This window comes from Thauera butanivorans NBRC 103042, assembly GCF_001591165.1.
In the GTDB taxonomy this organism is placed as follows: Bacteria; Pseudomonadota; Gammaproteobacteria; order Burkholderiales; family Rhodocyclaceae; genus Thauera; species Thauera butanivorans.
Genome location: NZ_BCUG01000008.1, coordinates 72996 through 90959 on the forward strand (window position 1 = coordinate 72996; position 17964 = coordinate 90959).

Sequence of the window (17964 nt, forward strand, 5' to 3'; positions counted from 1 at the left end):
CGTTTTCCCCTTGCAGGCCTTCTTCGCCAACGCGAGAGGCCCGCCCCGTTCAAGGAGTCGTCATGACCGCTTTCAAGGATGTCCTCTGCCTGCTGGCGATCTTCATCGCCTACGGCATCGTGGGACGCCTGGACTATGAGGATGCGGTACGGCTGGAACAGATTACGCGGGAACGACAGCATGCTGAATGCCTAACAGCGATGCCGCCGGTCCGCGAACCTGCGAAACCGATCAGCAATCCGTCCCCGGATCCACCAAACCAAGGTGCGAACCGCAACCGGCCGGACGACAGCCGTTGCTGGCCGCGCTTGATGTGAGGAGGTCGCTATGCAGGACCAAGCACGCATCACGTCCGTCAGCCCGAGCTTGCTGACCGTTCAGGCGGCGGACGACATCGAGTTCCTGGTCAAGGAAAGCGAAGTCCTCACCGGCCAGGCCGGCCGCACCTTCGTCATCGCCGGCGCCGACTGGCTGGCCTACCGGCTGCACTGGCATCCGATCGGCCTGAAGGTCGAGCGGCTCGATGTCGAGGGCCGGGTTCTCAGCACCCAGCACCTGCTGCCCTGGGAGTTCCTCGGGCACAGCCTGATCGAGGCCCTGGCCGCCGGCCAGTTATTCACCCCACCGGTCCGCCACGTCGGCTGACCAGGTGTTCTTCCCCCTTGGCGGGCCCGTCCCGCCGAGGCCGGGTTCCGTCTGCACTTATGGAGCACATCATGCAGATACAGGTTCGAATCAATGAGGATGGCGCACTGCGCAACCAGCGCTACGCGTTCACCGACCGCTTCACGCTTGTCTCCGAGCTGTTGCAGAACGCCCGCCGCGCCGGTGCGACGCGGATCGAGATCGATTACGACCCCGCTGCCCAGGTGCTGCGGGTGCAGGACGATGGCTGCGGCCTGGACGACTTCCAGAAGCTTCTGAGCTTCCACGAGTCGGGCTGGGATGCGGCCACCGCCGCCGAGGAGCGCCCGTTCGGGGTGGGATTCTCGAGGTGCCTCTATGCCGCCACGCGCTGCATCGTCGCCTCGAACCACCAGCGGGTCGATATCGAGACTGCTGCGGCACTGGCCAAGGCGTCGATCGAGGTGGAAGCGATCGCGGAGACCGTCGCCGGCACGCGGATCGAACTGCACGGCGTCGACCTGCCTGACCTGGGCAACCGCATCGAAACCTTGTGCCTGGGTTTTCCGGTGCCGGTGCTGTTCAACGGCAAGCCGCTCGTGCGGCGTTTTGCGCTGGCGAATCTCGCGGCGATGCCGAGCCCGATGGGCGCGGTCCACCTCGCCGGCACGCGCGACGGCAAGAACAGCTACGAGACGATGGTGTTCCTGCAGGGCTTCTGCGTCATGAAGCCGACCTACTCCCTGCTCGACAAGGTGAATGTCGTGCACCTGGACTCGCGCCAGTTCACCGCCCGCCTGCCGGATCGCGACAAGCTGATCGACGAGGACGTGCAGAGCAAACGCATCGATGCCGAGCTGAAAGCCTGCTGGCGCCGGACCCTGGAGGTGGCCAAGATGCAGTTGCCGCCCGACCGCTTCGTCGAGATCTATTACGCAGCGATGCGGGGCTCGGGGCAAGTGGATATGTTGAACGACCTCGACGTGCTGCCGGCCGAGTTGTTTGACGACATCGTCGGCTACCCGATCCAGGACGACGACCGCGACTACGTCCGGCAAGTGGCCGTAGCCCCCACCCGCCAAGCCATCGAAAGCGGTGCGGTGCAACTGGTTTCGCTCAACTGGATGGGCGACGACAACGCGGCGCGCTGGATGCTGGCCCGGGCCAAGGGCTATCTGGTCTTCGACTGGATCGGCCTGCATCTCGACCATTGGGCCCAGCGCCATGTGCGCTTCCTGGAGGAAGAAGCGGTACGGGTCGAGCCGGTGGCCGAACAGCTGCGCGTGCAGTTGGAAGGGCGCTGGGTGTGGCCCACCGTGATCCTGTGCGAGGCCGTGCGCATCCGCGTCGGCCACGACGTCGTCGAGATCGCCGACCATGGCGTCTGCCACGAAGACGTCTTATACATCCCGGCCGGCGAGACGTCTGGAGAGCCCGTGCGTCAGGTCTCGTCCTTCATGGACGAAAACGACCAGTTTCAGGGGTCGGACCTGGACGCCGACCGCGACGCGTTGGCGGACCTCATCCGTCGTCTGCGTTCGGTCGATCCGGTGCAGACGCTCGACTCGCTGTTGCAGGAACTGCGGCTGGGGAAGTATCCCCTGCTCCACGGCAAGGCCTTCCAGGTCTCCGTGGGGGTGGGCTCGGCACCCGGCCATTCGGTGGCCTTGCTCGCCGAAGCGCCCGGGATGGGAGGCCGCCATGCAGGATCGTGACTACGCGGCCCGCATCGAAGCGGTCAAGCAGCGTGCGCATGGCCACTGGACCGAGATCCTGGCCAGTCTGGGCGTGGACGAGCGGATCTTGAAGCGCCGCAACCTGCCCTGCCCGCTGTGCGGCGGCACTGACCGGTTCCAGTACACCGACAAGTTCGGCGAGGGCAACTACCACTGCCGCCAGTGCGGTCCGGGCGGCGGCTTCAAGCTGCTGCAGGCGGTGCTGGGGGTGGATTTCAACACCGCGTTGCGCGACGTCGAGCGCTGTCTGGGGATGATGCCGGCGACGGCACCATCCCGGACGGACGAACCGTCGGCCGAGCGCATGAAGAAGCTGGCCCAGCGCATCTGGAGCGAAGCCCGGCCGGTGGCGGTGGGCGACGAGGTGGATCGCTATCTGAGCAGCCGGGGCCTGGCGCTACCGGTGTACCCGAAGGTACTGCGTTTCCATCCGGCGCTCGGCTACTACCAGAAGGATTCCGCCGGCAAGTCGCGCAAGATCGCCGAGTACCCGGCGATGCTGGCCTGCATCCAGGGCGCGGATGGCCATGCCGTGACGCTGCACCGGACCTATCTGCAGAACGGCGGCAAGCTCACGGCCCTGGATGCGAAGAAGGTGCTCTCGGCCGGGATCAACGGCGCCGCGGTGCGTCTCTCCGAGGCGACCGAGGAACTGGCGATCAGCGAAGGCATCGAGACCGGCCTCGCCCTGCATCTGGCGACCGGCAAGCCGGTCTGGGCCGGGCTCAACGCCGGCAACCTGGAGAAGCTGTGGCTGCCCGACATGGTGCGCAAAGTCTGCATCTATGCGGACAACGATGCCGATGGCGACTTCGCCGGCCAAGCCTTCGCCTTTGCACTGGCGCGCCGGTTGAAGCGCGAGGAGAAAACCACCGGTCGGCGGGAAGTGCGGGTATTTCTGCCCAGGCAGCCCGGTACCGACTGGGCCGACGTCTGGCGCCAGCGCCTGGAAGCCCAGGCGCCCCGCGCGGCATGAGCGTTTGATGAGGGTGCGGTCCATCTTGTGATGGCGCCGCACCCGCCTTTCCAGCGGGACTGTATCCGGCGGTTTCGGTGAAAAGGCGGTTTGCCCCACTGGTAGTTGTCAGACCAGGCGGCGCCTGACGGCGTCGCGAAGACAGCCCTGGAGTTCTCGCGCGATTCACGTCGCGCCCTATCCAGATCGGCCGATTGCCGGTCTGCCATCGACCCTCGCGGGGATGTGCATCCCCGCGACCGGGTGGTGCCGTCCCCGCTTTTCCATTGTGACAAGGAGATTGCCATGAAGAGCGGACGTTCTCTCGTGAGCCTGGCCCAGGAACTGGAGCGCCAGTTGCATTCGAAGAAGGATTTGATCGTGCCCTCGACGCTGGTGCGCCATGCCACCGACGACCGGGGCGAGACCCGCCTCGTGATCGAGGAAGGCGGCGGCCCGGTGCGCTACAGCGTCACCCCGCTGGCGCGCCGCCAACTGGCGGACAAGCTGAAGATTCCGTATGCCTACTTCGAACGCATGCGTGAAGACCAGCCGGCCCTGCTCGACCGCAACGTCAACACCTGGCTGCTAAGCGAGGAAGAGCGGCGCATGCTGCGTACCCTCGACGGCCATGTGCGGGCCGTGCTGTCGGATCGCTACCGGCGCCTGGACAACTTCGACCTGGCCGAGAGCGTGCTGCCCATCCTGCAGCAGTTGCCGGAGGTACGCTTCGAGTCGGTCGAGTTGACCGAGACGCGCATGTACCTGAAGTGCATCACGCCGCGCCTGAAGTACGAGATGGCGCCCGGCGACGTGGTGCAGGCCGGGGTGGTGATCTCGAACTCGGAGGTCGGCCACGGGACGTTATCGGTGCAACCCCTACTGTTCCGGCTGGTGTGCAGCAACGGCCTGATCGCCGCCGACCGCTCACTGCGCAAGACCCACGTGGGCCGCGCGCTCAGCGCCGAGGATGAGGGCATCACGGTGTATCAGGACGACACCTTGCGCGCCGACGACAAGGCCTTCTTCCTGAAGGTGCGCGATGTGGTGCAGGCGGCAGTGTCGGAAGCGACCTTCCGCCAGACGGCGCAGAAGCTGCAGAAGACGCTCGCCATCCCGCTGGTGGGCGATCCGGTGAAGACGGTCGAGGTGCTGGCGCAGCGCTACACCCTGAACGACAGCGAGCGCGCCGGCGTGCTGCGGCACCTGATCGCCGAAGGTCAGCTCTCGGGCTATGGGTTGGTCAATGCGGTCACGCATTACAGCCAGGAGGTCGAGGACTACGACCGCGCGACGGAGTTCGAAGCGCTGGGCGGCCGCCTGATCGATCTGCCGGCAAATGAATGGAAAGGGCTGGCGGAAGCTGCCTGACCCTGAAGATCGCAGAAAGCCGGCCGGGGGAATTGCCCCGGCCGGCTTTCTGCCCTTCCCCGTCATGTACGACATGGATATTCCCTTCGCCGTGGTCGTCGCAGCCGGTCTGCGATGGCGCGACTCCCCAAGCGACGGCATCGATCGGACCTTGCGTGTGGCAAGGATGGCGAAGGTCCTTGCCTCCCGGAAAATGCTATTGCCATACAGCGTTCGCGGTATCTATTCTGATCCAGATCTACCCTCACTACACCCCATCGCGCCCGATCGCTCACGAAGGTTTCCAACATACATCGTGGGCTTCTGTCGCACCAGGGCGAACCGGAGACCAGGCCCATGAGTCACGTGACCCTTACCGACGCCGAATGGATCAACCTGAACATGCTCATCGTCATACGCGCCGGTCTACAGCACGACATGGCTTCAACCTGCTGCCGGTACGGGCTCGACACCGAACAAGCCAACTACCTTCGAAGCTTGAGCCTTGATGATCTGTGGTCTCTGGTGATCCACGTCGGCGACACGACCCTGTTCCCGCCGCGCGCCGACCTGGTAACGATCTTGAACGCTCCTCGGCCGCTGGCAGGCCCCATGGCACTCGTCCATCCACCCAAACCCATCGAAGGCCGGCGGTAGGAACCGAGCCCCATGCCGACGCGCGGCGACCGGCACCTGCGCGCCATCCAACTGGCGAAGCAGTTGGCGGCGCTCGGTGCACGGCTGAAAACTATCCACCTCGTCACCGGCATCCCACCGCGTCAGGTGCAGGCCCTGTTCTTCCCCGATCCCCGAAGCATCCCACGTGGACGCGCCCCCGATTCGGCCGAGTGGTACCACGGCGCCAACCTCATTCTGCGTGCCGACGCCTGCCTTATCGGCGCCAAGTATCGTCAGTTGCGCGTCCAAGGGCTCACCGCTGGCGACGCCCTGGTCCTCGCCTACCGCGCCTACCAAGCCGCCACGCAGCCGCCTCACCGCATCAGCCTGGATCGCGCCTTCAACCTCGTCTCCTATATCGACGGCATCTGGCTGGCCACCGCACCCACGCTGACCGTGCTCCCCTGCCCGAGTTGCGGCTGCGAGTTCATTGCCGCGGTCGGCACCGTGGCACACGGCGACGCTTGCCCCTTCTGCAAGCTCCTGGAGCGCTTTCACCTGGACCATCGCATCCAGGCCTCCTACCCGGCCCGCGCCACCCGCGACATGACGGAGCGCCAACTGGGCATGCTGGCGCTCTTTCACCTGCTGAGCCCCGGGAGCGATACCCCCGCCGAATAGGCCCCGTTTCGACGCGACAGGCCCGCGCCGACGCCACGAGAATGGTCACATCCCATGCCTTCCGGCATCGCGGTACCGCCATGCCTGACACACTCAATGCCCGCCACTGCCTACCCCGCCTCCGATCCCGGTTTCGCCGCGCTACCCGTCGACGAATTGCTGGCCGGCGAAGCAGACCTGATCGCGCGCATCAAGCTCTGCTACGGCGCCGACCGGGACGGCTTCGAGCGCGACATCTTGGCGCTGGTGCGCCGCTACGCCGCCTGCGTGCACCTCCTGCCGGCGACCGCCGACAACTACTTCAGCACGCCTGGCGGGCTCTTCCGCCTCGGCCTGGAGACGGCCTTCTTCAGCCTGCAAGGCACCGACGCGCACATCTTTTCAGGGCGGATGAGCATCTCGGCACGCCGGCAACTTGAGCCGCGCTGGCGCCACGCAACCTTTATTGCCGGCCTGTGCAGCGAATTGCACCGCCTGATGAGCCATGTCATCGTCACCGATGCCGCCGGCGAGACCTGGCCGGCCTTCCTGCAACCGCTGACGGACTGGTTGGCCTCGCGCGGCAGCGAACGCTATTTCCTGCGCTGGCGGCCCCATGCCGTCGAAACGCGCGGCCTGGGACTCTTCGCCCTGCCCCATGTGGTGCCGCCCGCGGTGATGGCCGACCTCGCCGAGGGCAATGCGGTCATCGTGCCCCACCTGCTGGCAAGCATCGGCGGCATCCCGGTCTATCGCGACCACAACATCCTCGACGAGCTCGTGCGCCGCTCGCTGGCGCTCGTCATCGACCGCAATCTGATCGCCAGCGCCGACCGCTACGGTTCGCCGCAATATGGCTCCCACCTCGAACGCTACCTGGTCGATGCCCTGCGGCGGCTCACCCGCGGCAACTCCGCCTGGCTTCCCAACCGCGATAAATCGCGTCTGTGGTTCGGGCAGGATGGCCTCTTCCTGATTTGGCCCGGCGGCGCCGAGGATATCCACCAGTTGCTCGAGGCCGACCAACTGGCCGGCATTCCCAAGGCGCCCGAGACCGTGCTGGAACTGCTGCTGGCCGCGGGCGTGTTCGAGGCAGAGACGACAGGCCGCTCGACCTGGTCGATCCAGCCGCCCGGTGCCAAGGCCCCCCTCGAAGCCGTCAAGCTCTCGGCCCCGGCAATTCTGCTCGCGGGAATCGATCCGCCACCGGTAGCCCTACCTCAGGCGCTGGAATTCAAACCGGAGCGTGCGCCCGCCCCACCTGCGCCGCAAGCGCCCGGGCCCGAGCCTGCGTCGGTGATTCCCGTCAAGAGCGGCACCCAGCTATCGCTGATACCGCCGCCCGAGCCGCCCGCCGGCAGCAAAGCCAGTGCAGCGGTTGAAAAAACGCCCGACCCATCCCCACCGGAGCCGGTCTCGGAGCCGCCGCCCGCCACCTTCGCACTGCAAGCCCCGATGCGTCTGAATCCGGTCGTGCGCGACGCCCTGGCCGAGGCCATCCGCACCCTCAACGATGGCATGGGGCCGCCCGCCGTGTGCACCATCGCCCAAGGGGTGTTCGTGCCCCTGGTCGAATTCGAGCGACGCGGAATCCAGCCGTCGCTCGCCATGCGAGCGCTCACCGAAACCAAGCTGTTGGTCAGGCCAAATCGGGACGGGCCGCCGACCTTGTCGCGCGATTTCAACGGCAATCCCACCGTTGGCCTTGTGCTCGACCCGGGCTGCGTGCGCGGCCTCGATCTGGCGGGCTTTGTCGCGCCACCGGTGGAAGCAGGCTGAGATGCTGGTACGCCGCTACGAGATGCCCTGGCGCCGTGCCTACGAGGTCTATGCCGGTATCGCCTGGTGGCTGGCGCTGCTCTATTTCGTCGGCGTCGGCGTGACCGGCGCCCTCCCCCGGCAATTGGCCCTGCCGCTGGCGCTCGTCTGCTTAGCCATGGGCGTACTGCGGGTGGCCCAGGCGCTGCACATGCTCGTCTTGCGGGCGTCGTTGGGCGGGCGCGGTATCGAGGTCATCGGCACCGACGACCTGGCCCACTGGTGCAAGGATCCGGCCTCAGTGTTCCTGGGCTTCGGCTTCGAATGGCGGCCGGTGCATTCGCAACGGCTCTACGAGCTCGCCAAGATCGACTACCGGGAATTCGCGGTGTCACCGCGCCTGCTGCAGCTGCTCGGCTACAACGCCAAGCCCCAGCCGGACGCCGAGATCGGTCTGCCCTACATCCACGGCGTCGAACCGAAGGAAGGCCCCCTGCACCGGCCGCTGCAGAATTTCGAGGGCGGCACGCTGTTGGTCGGCACCACCCAGTCCGGCAAGGGTGTGGCGCTCGCCAACCTGATCACTCAGGCGATCCGGCGCGGCGACGTGGTAATCGTCATCGACCCGAAGAACAGCCGGCGGCTCAAACGCGTCGTGGAGCGCGCCTGCGCCGACTACCGCGAGCCGGACACCTTCCTGGAGTTCCACCCAGCCTTCCCGGAGCGGGGCGTGCGCCTGGACTTCACCTTCAACTGGCAGAAGCCCACCGAGATCGCTTCGCGCATTCAGGCGATCATGCCGCCCGACACCGCCGGCGCCTTCTCGGCCTTCGGCTGGGATGCGGTCAACGTCGTGGTGCAGGGCCTGGTCGAGATCGAGGAGCGGCCGAATCTGGTGAAGCTCACCAAGTACATCGAGGGCGGCATCGAGCCGGTTCTGGAAAGCTCACTGCGCCGCTACTACGACCAGACCCTCGGTGCCGGCTGGCGGGAACTGCCCGAGATGAAGAAGCTCCTCAATGACGGCCACCGCGGCAACCTCAAGCGCCCGTCGGAGGCGGCCAGCGCCGACCTGGTGGCCTTCGTCGCGTACTACGAGCACCACATCGCCCAGAACCAGCGCAACAAGGTGATCGACGCCCAGGTGCGCACCTTCCGCCACAACCGGGAGCACTATCAGAAGATCACTGCCAACCTGCTCCCCATCCTGTCGATGCTGACCTCGGGCGATCTTGGGAAGAGCCTCTCACCTGATCCCTTCGATGCGGACGACAGGCGGCCCATCATGAATTTCGAGAAGATCGAGCGGGCGGGTCATGTGCTCTACATGTGCCTGGACTCCCTGCCCGATCCGTCAGTCGCCTCGGCCATCGGCGCCCTGGCGCTGGCCGACCAGGCGGCGCGGGCCGGAATGCGCTACAACCTGGGCAGCTACCGGCGCATCGCGCTCTTCGTCGATGAGGTCTCGAACGTCATCAACCAGCCGCTGATCGAGATCCTCAACAAGGGTGCCGAGGGCGGCATCTTCACCACCTGCGCGATGCAGACCCTGGCCGACCTGGCCAAGCGGCTGGGCAGCGAGGACGCGGCACGCATGGCGCTGGGCAACCTCAACAACCTGATCGCCCTGCGTACCAAGGACCGGCCGACCCAGGACTTCGTCGTCGAGACCTTCGGCAAGACGGCGATCCACACCGTGCGCGTGGGCTTGAGCCACGGCTCGGACGCCCACCTCGGCGACTTTTCGTCGAGCTATACCACCCAGCTCACCGAGAGCTTCGAGGAGATGGTGCCGGCCGATGTGCTGGGGAAGCTGCCCAACCTCCAGTACTTCGCCTCAGTGTCGGGAGGCCGGATCATCAAGGGGCGGTTTCCGATCCTCGATCCCGATGCGCAGCCCCACCGCACGCCGGGGAAGGCGCCATGATCCGCGCCGTCGCCGTGGTATCGCTGCTCATCCTGCTGGTGCTCGTGCTGTATATGCCAGCAGCGCATCCGCCGGAGCGCTTCCTGGCCCAACTGCGCGCCGAGCATGAGGCGGCGGCTGCATACTGGGGCGGCGAGCCGGCCACCCGCATGCTGAATCGGTCGCTGAGGATGCAGGAGACGGCGGCCGAGGTCACCCCGATTCCTGCCGCGAAGGATTCGCCTTCGCCAGGTGGCGTGAATGGCGCCGTCTCCCGGGAGATGTCCTCGGTCAACCAGCGCCTCTTCAACAACGCCTACTTTCGCGCCGTCGACGCCCTGCTCCTGCTCGCCAGCTACCGGTTTGCCACGCTGCTCGAATGGCTGCCCGAGCTGACGGTGTTCGTCCTGGCCGCACTCGGTGACGGCGGGTTCGCACGGCTCATTAAGGCCAAGGAATTCCTGCAGCACGATCCGGAGATGTTCGCGCTGTACGCGAGCCTGGGCATCATCTCTCTCTGCGCGACGGTCATCGGCTTCGTACTGCCGGTGACGCTGCATCCCTTGCTGTTGCCTTGCGTACCGCTGGTGGTCGGGGTGCTGGCGGGCCGGGCGGTGGGGTGTTTTCATCGGCGTGCATGAACTACGTCAAGTCAACATGTGCTCTGACATAGTGTCCACCATCAAAGTTGGTGGTCACCATGGTGGCCGATCAAACTCCCAACTGCCAGACACCGAAAATTGATCACCTACGTTGCTGAGGAAGGCTCTCCCAATGTGCCGAGTAGTTTGAGCAGCGAATGGCGCTTACTGAGCAACGGGAGCAACCGAAACGATCATCGTATTCGGGACGGCATCTACCATTGAATGACTGCATAACTCAGTCGCTGACTAGTCGTTTCAGGTTCTGAATGATCGTGCTTGCCATAGAGTCCTCAGGGACTCCATGCAAAGTCGCCAGCTCTGCAACGGTGCGACTGACGTCACGTGGTCGCATAGGCAGCCCATCCTGTTCCACGAACGGGCCATCGGTTTCGGTCAGGAGGCGCTCGAGTGGGATGCCCATAACCATTTGGCGGTGCTTCGGCGATCGGAGCATCTCGCCATTGACGGAGAAGTAACAGCCCAACGCTGCCGCGCGTTTCGCCTCGGCGGGTGTCCCCGTGAACCAATGCAGGATCGCTCGACCCTGATCTGGAGGGAAGCTCCGCTCAAGATGCCCGAGCACCTTCGAGACGGCGCGCACGCTGTGTAGCGTCAGAATCTTGCCACTCTGCTCGGCACAAGCGCGCAAGATGTGCTCGAATACCCGTTCCTGTGCGGCGAAACTTTTGTAGAACCGATTTCCCGCGTCGAGGCCGACCTCACCCACGTAGCGCGCATCAGGCAGGTAGCGCTCAAAGAGTGGCAGTTCACTTTCGCGCTCCGCGACAAGCTGCGGGTGCAGTCCGAGCGCGACTCGTACATGAGATGATCTGGCTACCATGTCTCGATTGCATGGCCATGCCTTTGGAGTTGTTGTCACAGTGAGAGTCGCGACCCTCTCCTGATCACACTCAGCAATGAGCGCCGCATGATCCTGGTAGAGGTCCAGGTGACAATGGAAGTCGACCCAGCGGGGGCGAATGGAATCGGTCATAGTGGTCGAGCCTGGACGCCCTGGAGCAAGCGACCAACTTCCTGAAGACCTGCAACGTAAACCGTCTCATAGGCCGCGAGGTCATTTGGGTGGTCGGTGAGGGGACCCGGGCGATGGATGTCCAGCTTTGCCCGCTCGGGCTGTTTCGCCAGACGTGAAAGGGCAACCTGGAATGAACGAACGTGTTCGCCTTCGGCCTTGTTGGTGTCGAGCACCTGTGCTCGGAGATCTGGAATACGATAGGGGGTGTCGTCCAGGCCCCAGGCTTCAAGGATCGCCGCGCGTCGGATCAGGCACGGCACGCAGCGCCCGCAATGTTTCGGATCCCGTTGGGACGGATCCGGATCGTAGCGTCGGCTGCCCGGGGATGAGCAGGACATGGTGTTCTTGACCTCCCTCTGGAGGAAGTCCAAATCGGCACAGCCCTTTGCCATCTGTCCCTTTGTCTGATGAGCGTATCTGTTGTGCAGGCGTACCTTCAGCCCTAATCCTCGTAGCAGGTCGCAGAACCGCGCCATGTAGAACGGATGGGTAGTGCGTGTGCTGAGCGCGCCCAGCCGCAGCGGGTCGAGAGGTACATTCAGCGAAATCAAACCGTTCTCAGGCACATGAATAACCATGTCTCCACCGACGGCGTCGGCAACCATCGCCGCCAGGGAGAAGAATAGGAACGACCGGCCGCGAAGCGTGTCTTCGGCCAGAACTTCCTCGACCGTGTTTCTTGGAAAGCCAACGCGCGCACGAATGTGGGCGATATCGGCCAACGCAAATCGACGCTTCAGCGCCTCAGCGCAGTGGGTCTGGTACTTGCCAGTGGAGTTGCTGTCCCAGTAGTGGCTGACAAGTATTGGCTCCTCCCCGGACGTGAGAAGGTCAATCGCGCCGATGAAACTGTCGAGCCCTCCCGAGAAGAGGCAAACACTTGTCGGATTGGTGATGCGCAGCCTTTCCGGTGGCGTCGCAAGTTCGGAGAGCCCAGAGATACGCGGGCGGAAGCGGAGCGTCCAACGATCTCCCGTCAGGAAGTTCAATGTGGTCACGGCTAACGCGGCGAGACTCGTCCAAAGATCGGGGTTGTGGACGGGAATAATCAGGTCGATCTCGCGGCTCCAGGCGTCCTGAGCTTCAGTCGCTCGTGAGATTCGCGTGTCAGCCGCGGTGATAACTGCGGCGAGAAGCGCCAAGTCGATGCTTGTTTCGGATGGGCGCATGCCAAGATCGCGCAGCTGATCGAGTGCTTGGCCGAGTCCGTAGCCGAGACGATGGCCTCCATCGATGAAGGATATTTCCGTCAGATGGGTGTTGAGGCGAGTGGGAGTGACGGGCAGGAGATCGGCCGGGCCCAAGCGTGCAACGATAGTGTGGTGCGTCATGCGGCGCCCTCCCCGGCGGCAGCGACCAAGCCAAAGGCCACCTCGTAGATTTGGTTAACAACTTCCTGGATTTCCCGATCCGCCAAGTGCTCGATGCCGTCCAGGCGCGAAGATAGGGCTCCGCGCGTACATCCAGTGATGAAGTCATGCAGTTGCGCTTGTGCGTGTTCGACGGCTGCGACATCGTCCGGTAGCGTGATGCCTCGACCTCCAATATCGGCCATGACGCGGCCCTCAATCGAACGGGCGATGAAATCGAGAAAGAACTCTCGAAGCTGTTCCGGCGTTAGCGCGTCAAAGCCGGCGATTCCCGCCTCTGCCATGTCGCCGATCGTCTCCAGCATTGCTTGGCGAGCGATCGCCTCGTCGACGGCGCCGCCTGGGGGGCAGACCGCGTCGATGATTGCCACGAACACCTCGGTGGCAGGGCGACCCGCTAGACCAGCGAGATTCAGCTTGCGTAGCGTTTCGGCGGGGCCAAGCTGCTGGAAATCGCGGACGACGCCAAGCAGCCCCGCGCTGACTGCTCGCGATGCCCCCATGCGACGTGCGGCGCGCCCCGCACCTCCGGTGCCGTTGCGGACGTAGTCCGAAAGGGCTCGCCCGAGCGAGCTTCGGCTCCCGGTTCGTGAAAAGCGCGAGAAGTTGCCTCGTGCGTCGCCCAGACTGCCGGCACCGCTGGTGTCAGGGCGCGGCTGCGTTTGGGACGGGCCGGGCGGCTCACCGGGTGGAGTCAGGGGTGAGCCTGGCATTCCCGGCTGTGTGGGGACGGGGGGCGTTCCCGGCGTGCCAGGAAGTGGATCGTCAACCCAGGAAGGGACCAAGCCTGAGGTTGGGCCACCATAGCTCTTGGAAGTCCCCATCCTGCTCAGCCCCGCTTCAATTGGACGATGCCCTGGGCGGCGGCTTGGAGAAACTTGTTGTCCGTTTGCTCCGCCCATGCTTGCAAGACAGCCGAAAATTCAGATGCGATACCTGTATCGGAGAAGCATTTACCCCAACTCGATGCGGCCCATGCACCGACCTTGGTCGTCGGGAGTTCCCGCACGAACTCAAGCAGTTTGCGCTGCAAAGCCGGATGGGTTTCGACGAGCTTCACCATGCCGTCGACGCCCTTGGGTTTGGAAGCGAAGTTATCGTGCTGAAGGATCCGGCTACGGACAGCTTCGAACACTTCTTCCGGTTCGGGCCCAGCAAGTTTCGCGACGTCGCCCGCGATCGCCTGGACCATCATCGACGGCCCGAACATTTTCTCCACCAGACCCTCGAGATGGCTGGCGGCGACCAGGCCGCCAAGGGAACTTCGTTTATCCCGCGTAACAAACACGTAGGGCCGCAGGTCAACGCCTGACAGAGGGGGATCAATAGCCGCCCAGGCCTTCGCCCACTCGTTCTTCGTCCATTCCTCAACCTCGGCCGGTAAGACTATGGATTTCGCCTCCGCCTGCTTGCGCGCGCCCTTGCCAGTGGGCTTGTCCTCTTCGACATCTTTCTGAGGTGTTCGGACGCTTTGTTCGAACAGCGTGATTGCCTCAGGCTTTCCGTCAGCCGTATTCGCCGCCAAACGTGCGATCTGCTCATAGAAGTCGGGATAGAAGCGTTCAGCTAGCATGATCTTGGCGAGCACAGGTCTCTGCACATCGGTCCCGAAACCACGCTCCTCGGCGATAGCGTGCCGGAGCATCATTGAATTGAGGAAGCGTTTGATTTGACGCGGATTGCCTCGGGTACCGTCGCTAAGGATCTTCGTTACATGGGCGCTGATGACGAGCGCTTGCTCAACCTCAGACGGCAAGGGGGATCCGACGGTGGCCTCAACAGCTTTCCGGTCAAGGCCTCGGCTCATCCAGGGGCGACGCATGTCGTTACGCGCCGTGTCAAGAAGACGTAGGAATCGTTCGTCCTTGGCGCCGAGCGCGTTCTCGGCGAGCAGAAGAGTGACGTAGACGCGGGTTTCGGCAAGGCCAAGGGCCGGGATGCGGAAAGGAACCTGGATGAGTTTTTCCAGATAGTTCCTCGCATAGCTGACCGGTCCGGAACTGGGTGGAAGGTCAGGGAAATGCTCGCGGACGGCGTATTCGATCATCAGCTCATCCGCGCCAATGACGAACGCGGTGTGCTCGACGAACAGGAACAGGCGAATGGCTTCCAGAGTGGCGATTGCCGTCTTTGGCAGGCACCGATCAAGATCATCGACGATTACTACCAGCTGATCGATCTCGGCCGCATCCAGCAATTCCTTGAACTCTTCCCGGAAGGCGTGGATATGCTCCGGCAAGTGCTCTGCTTCGTCAGGGGTTTCCTTCAGGAACTCACCGGCTTTCTGGGCCACGCCCTTCAAGTCCTCCAGTGACAGATGCTCCTGCGGTTTGGAGACGACGGCGTTCGCCACATCAACGAAACCCTTGATCTGGTCGAGCGTGGGAACGCCGGTAACAGCCGTGAGGGCGAATCCGCCCGCCTTGCGGGCCAGCTTGAGCCAGTCAACGCGTTTGAGAACCTTGCGGGCAGCCTCTGCGACCTTTGCTGACTTCGGACGGGCACGGCGCAGCTCATCGACGATGGTTTCTATGACAACGGTTTTGGCGTCCTCAAACCCCTCGAAGGTCCACCCATTGAACCAGAGGCAAAGCACACGCTCGTCTTTTGCAAAGGCACTCTCAAGCATTCTGAGCACACTGGACTTGCCGGCCCCCCAATCCCCGTGAACGCCGATGGTTACCGGTGCATCGGGTGTTTCGCGAATCAACCGAACCACGGTCTTCGCGATCGCTTCGTAGTACAGAAGGTCTGTCGCCGTCTCCTGATCATTCAAGAACATTTGGGATCCTCATCCGTTTCGGTCGGCGAACTCTGTACTGGCGCGTACGGCAGCGTGCCGCTCCTCCTGGCGCTTGGCGGGCCGCGGCGGATAGATCATTTCGGCGACTACGCAACAGACGAGGCGATGATCATCGACATGAAACAGGGTCGGGTCATCCTCGTCCTGCCTTCCAATGAAAAACAGCCATCCCTTCTCGTTGTCGCCGCGCTTCTTCGCCGCCATGTATTCCAGCCTGGCGGTTTCGATCTCTCGGAACACATAGTTGCGCTTCGCTGCACTCCAGTCTTTCCAGTCCATTCTCACCCGGTATGGGCGAGTGAGCTTCCGCTCTGTCCACTCGCCGTAGCTCAACTGGATTTCGAACTGGTCATCAACTTCGATAGGCGCCTTCCAGCTGATAGGAGCGTAGAAAAGGCGCGGTTCGGGGTATTGGAGGATCTGATCGCTCTTGAGAGGGCGGAAGGCGCGCTGGTAGGTGTGGGCAGCGATACCAGGCACCGCCAAAGGGAGGTCGCGATCATACGGATAGTTGACGAAGGTGCGACAGATCGGCCGAATGGTTTGGGCCGCCCAGTGGCGATCTCGTTGCGCCTCGCCCGAGCCATTGGAACCGGCTCGGTATCTTCCAGTACTCGTCGCGTCAGTCGGCGTTCCGCTCGAGCCAGCCGGGCGCGTGTCTCGGAGCACGAGCCGGTTCGGGAAGCTGCCTGGGAAGCCCTCGCGCGTTGAGATACGCTGCTTTCGGGCTCGTTTCACCAGCTCTACTTCGCCTTCGACGTCGCAGCCGGCGTTGTGCCCGTCTTTCGCGCTGAAGTAGGGACGGACCTTGTTTTCTGGTCGGTACGAGCAAGGGGTGACAGGGGCGCCGCAGCCCCGACATTCATAGCCCAGCGGATCGACCGTGTCGATGATCCACAACTGTTCGGCGTCGACAATCCCCCCTGTGCACTTATCGCGTGCTGATTCCATATTGCTCCCGAGCTGGCCTCGACACTCAGATGCTAATCATCATGATGCACATACACGTGTCTTGCTGGTTCGATGGACACATTCTAGAGCGTCCCATATACTTACCGCAACAGTCTTCATAACTATTCGTCAACCCGAATGAGCCAGCCAGGATGTCATACGAACAGCTCGCGGACCTAACCCAGCCACAACGCGACCGGCTTGCCTTCGTCGAGCTGCGCGTCCGCTTCATCGGAGAGATCCGCCGACAGGACCTGGTGTCCCGGTTTGGAATCCAGTCAGCGGCGGCGACCCGGGACTTGGCCCTGTACAAGGAACTGACCCCCGGCAACATCGACTACGACGCCACTGCGAAGGCATACGTCCTGGGGGAAGACTTCCGGCCGGTGTTCGACTTCCCGCAGGAACGGGTGCTTTCCTGGCTCACCCAAGGCTTCGGCGACGGCGAGCCCCTGCGCATCAAGGTCTGGGTGAACAACGAAATCTCTGCGCGACTCACGCAGCCAGATCTGGATGGGCTCGCCTGTGTCACCCGGGCCATCCATCAGGAATGCCCGCTAAGAATCGAGTACCACTCGATCTCCAGCGGTCGCACCCAGCGGGAGATCGTTCCCTTCGCGCTGATCGACAACGGCTTGCGGTGGCATGTGCGCGCCTTCGACCGCAAGACCCGAGAGTTCCGCGATTTCGTGCTGACCCGAATCAAGCGCCCCACTGTGCTCAAAGGCAGCGAGATCGAGGCGCACGAGCGCAGCGACCAGGACATCCAGTGGACACGGATCGTCGAGATCGACTTGGTCCCGCACCCGGATCAACCCAGGCCCGAGATCACGGAAATGGACTACGGCATGCACAACGGAGCGCTGCACATGAAGCTCAGGGCCGCGACGGTCGGCTATGTCCTTCGCAAGTGGAGCGTCGACTGCTCTCCCGACCATAGCCTCCGTGGGCCTGAATACCGACTTTGGCTGAAGGACCATCTCGCGATCTACGGCGTCAAGAACGCAGTGCTGGCCCCGGGATACCGGTCCCCTGATCAACAGCGGCTTGAAGCCGAGGCGGACTGAGGAGGCGGCGTGGTCGAACAGTTGGATCGCATCGTCGACGAGGTGGAAGCACTGCACAGCAAACTGGTGCTGCTGATGGCAGAAGGCGGGACGAGCAAGTCCTCCTTGCTGCACGAGCTCGCTCAACGTCGCGGCACGATGGTGCTGAACGTCGGCAGCGAGTTGGGCGCGCGCTTGGCCGCACTCCCTGTCAAGCAACGTGCATTGGCTGTTCCCGGAGCATTGCGCGAGCTGGCAGACAGGCATGCGGCTCACGGCCTGGTGCTGCTGGACAACATCGAGCTGCTGTTTGACCGCAGCCTGCGGCTAGATCCGCTCGACCTGCTGAAGCAGCTTGCTCGGGCACGTCGGGTGGTGGCGGTCTGGCCCGGCCAGTTGCGTGAGGGACGGCTGATCTACGCCGAAATGGGACATCCGGAGCACCATGACTACAGCATCGACGGTCTGGTGCCCTTCGAAATTCAGTAACGGGGAGGAAAGGAACGC

17 protein-coding genes are annotated in these 17964 nt (G+C 63.7%); 12 read left to right on the forward strand and 5 right to left on the reverse strand.

Translation table 11 applies throughout. From position 1 onward, the window contains the following. The first annotated feature begins 62 nt into the window (after window positions 1–62). The 10 genes from TBU01S_RS04375 to TBU01S_RS04420 all read left to right on the forward strand — a co-directional run bounded on the left by TBU01S_RS04375 (window position 63) and on the right by TBU01S_RS04420 (window position 10248). Window positions 63–317 carry a hypothetical protein gene (locus TBU01S_RS04375; protein WP_068635417.1) on the forward strand — a complete coding sequence of 85 codons (255 nt, stop codon included), beginning with the start codon at window positions 63–65 and terminating at the stop codon, window positions 315–317. Window positions 318–327: 10 nt separating this feature from the next. Beyond that, entirely contained in the window at window positions 328–645 is a 318-nt protein-coding gene (locus TBU01S_RS04380; protein WP_068635418.1) for a hypothetical protein, read from the forward strand. Between the two features lie 71 nt (window positions 646–716). Next, entirely contained in the window at window positions 717–2339 is a 1623-nt protein-coding gene (locus TBU01S_RS04385; RefSeq protein WP_068635419.1) for an ATP-binding protein, read from the forward strand. After that, window positions 2326–3336, forward strand: coding sequence for a DUF7146 domain-containing protein (locus tag TBU01S_RS04390; RefSeq protein ID WP_068635420.1), 1011 nt, complete (start codon window positions 2326–2328; stop codon window positions 3334–3336). The genes TBU01S_RS04385 and TBU01S_RS04390 overlap by 14 nt, the downstream gene beginning before the upstream one ends. Before the next feature lie 285 nt (window positions 3337–3621). After that, window positions 3622–4686: a DUF932 domain-containing protein gene (locus TBU01S_RS04395; RefSeq protein WP_068635421.1), complete on the forward strand. Its 1065-nt coding sequence runs from the start codon at window positions 3622–3624 to the stop codon at window positions 4684–4686. 336 nt (window positions 4687–5022) lie between these two features. Further along, the gene (locus tag TBU01S_RS04400) at window positions 5023–5322 is read left to right on the forward strand and encodes a hypothetical protein (RefSeq protein ID WP_068635422.1); all 300 of its coding nucleotides are present in this window, start codon (window positions 5023–5025) and stop codon (window positions 5320–5322) included. A 12-nt stretch (window positions 5323–5334) separates the two neighbouring features. Next, window positions 5335–5964, forward strand: coding sequence for a FlhC family transcriptional regulator (locus TBU01S_RS04405; protein ID WP_068635423.1), 630 nt, complete (start codon window positions 5335–5337; stop codon window positions 5962–5964). A gap of 96 nt (window positions 5965–6060) precedes the next feature. Further along, window positions 6061–7722 (forward strand): MobH family relaxase, encoded by a 1662-nt coding sequence (mobH, locus tag TBU01S_RS04410; RefSeq protein WP_068635424.1) that lies wholly within the window; start codon window positions 6061–6063, stop codon window positions 7720–7722. A 1-nt stretch (window position 7723) separates the two neighbouring features. Beyond that, window positions 7724–9628: a conjugative transfer system coupling protein TraD gene (traD, locus tag TBU01S_RS04415; protein ID WP_068635425.1), complete on the forward strand. Its 1905-nt coding sequence runs from the start codon at window positions 7724–7726 to the stop codon at window positions 9626–9628. Beyond that, entirely contained in the window at window positions 9625–10248 is a 624-nt protein-coding gene (locus TBU01S_RS04420) for an IncC plasmid conjugative DNA transfer DtrJ family protein (protein WP_068635426.1), read from the forward strand. The genes traD and TBU01S_RS04420 overlap by 4 nt, the downstream gene beginning before the upstream one ends. Before the next feature lie 238 nt (window positions 10249–10486). On the opposite strand, the gene qatD is transcribed toward TBU01S_RS04420, so the two are convergent. From qatD to TBU01S_RS04445, 5 genes are read right to left on the reverse strand one after another with little or no spacing between them, the layout of a single operon-like run. After that, on the reverse strand, window positions 10487–11245 hold the full coding sequence (gene qatD, locus TBU01S_RS04425) for a Qat anti-phage system TatD family nuclease QatD (protein WP_068635427.1): 759 nt from the start codon (window positions 11243–11245) through the stop codon (window positions 10487–10489). Continuing rightward, a complete protein-coding gene (gene qatC / locus TBU01S_RS04430; protein WP_068635428.1) occupies window positions 11242–12618 on the reverse strand; it encodes a Qat anti-phage system QueC-like protein QatC in 1377 nt (458 codons plus the stop codon). The genes qatD and qatC overlap by 4 nt, the downstream gene beginning before the upstream one ends. Then, entirely contained in the window at window positions 12615–13559 is a 945-nt protein-coding gene (gene qatB, locus TBU01S_RS25050; RefSeq protein WP_369404193.1) for a Qat anti-phage system associated protein QatB, read from the reverse strand. Before qatB ends, qatC begins: the two co-directional genes overlap by 4 nt. Further along, window positions 13487–15439: a Qat anti-phage system ATPase QatA gene (qatA, locus tag TBU01S_RS04440; RefSeq protein WP_068635430.1), complete on the reverse strand. Its 1953-nt coding sequence runs from the start codon at window positions 15437–15439 to the stop codon at window positions 13487–13489. The genes qatB and qatA overlap by 73 nt, the downstream gene beginning before the upstream one ends. Before the next feature lie 9 nt (window positions 15440–15448). Continuing rightward, window positions 15449–16411, reverse strand: a complete 963-nt coding sequence (locus tag TBU01S_RS04445) for a hypothetical protein (protein ID WP_068635431.1) — start codon at window positions 16409–16411, stop codon at window positions 15449–15451. A gap of 152 nt (window positions 16412–16563) precedes the next feature. On the opposite strand from TBU01S_RS04445, the gene TBU01S_RS04450 reads away from it, so the two are divergent. Further along, window positions 16564–17478: a WYL domain-containing protein gene (locus TBU01S_RS04450; protein WP_068635432.1), complete on the forward strand. Its 915-nt coding sequence runs from the start codon at window positions 16564–16566 to the stop codon at window positions 17476–17478. Window positions 17479–17487: 9 nt separating this feature from the next. Next, window positions 17488–17946 carry a BREX-3 system P-loop-containing protein BrxF gene (brxF, locus tag TBU01S_RS04455; RefSeq protein WP_068635433.1) on the forward strand — a complete coding sequence of 153 codons (459 nt, stop codon included), beginning with the start codon at window positions 17488–17490 and terminating at the stop codon, window positions 17944–17946. The last annotated feature ends 18 nt before the right edge of the window (window positions 17947–17964 follow it).